The organism is Chryseobacterium proteolyticum, assembly GCF_046591535.1.
GTDB classification, from domain to species: Bacteria; Bacteroidota; Bacteroidia; order Flavobacteriales; family Weeksellaceae; genus Chryseobacterium; species Chryseobacterium proteolyticum.
Map to the genome: position 1 here is coordinate 1 of NZ_JBJLWK010000031.1, position 544 is coordinate 544.

A 544-nucleotide genomic window follows, 5' to 3' on the forward strand; every position below is an offset into this window, starting at 1 on the left:
CCAACATGGAACAAAACGCCTGATCCAATATCAAATCCTGACTGCAGATCATTACCAATGCTGCGCAATGACTCTAACTCAACTTCTTTGGAATCTGACCGTAAATCATAAAAACTGATCTTATAATGTGCTTCTGAAGTATCTTCATTGTATTGCGTCCATAATCCATTCTTTTCTTTATACACCATACGCAAAGCATCATGATGTTTAACGAGGTCAGCTATGGATTTCTCTAAAACAGACGGATCAATCTCTTCCCGGCTTCTTAACAGCACAGACTGATTGTAGTGGTTTTTATTAACGACCTGCTCACTTTCAAAGAAAATTTGCTGGATTGGGGTTAAGTCAACCATTCCTTTTACTTCATCCTGACTGATAACCACTGCGTCTGCCTCGACCAGTTTGGCCAAATCCTCTACAACAGGATTTTTTAAAATCTGGGCAACTTTTAAAGTATAGCCCTTCTGCTTTATCCTTGAAACTACCTGGATAGATTTGATAGAGTCTCCTCCTAAATTATAAAAATTGTCTTTTACACTGATCT

General features: G+C 38.2%; 1 protein-coding gene. It reads right to left on the minus strand.

What is annotated here, in order from left to right:
- The coding region (locus ACJ5H0_RS23115; protein ID WP_411252198.1) for a condensation domain-containing protein at positions 1 to 544 on the minus strand (544 nt) is incomplete at both ends.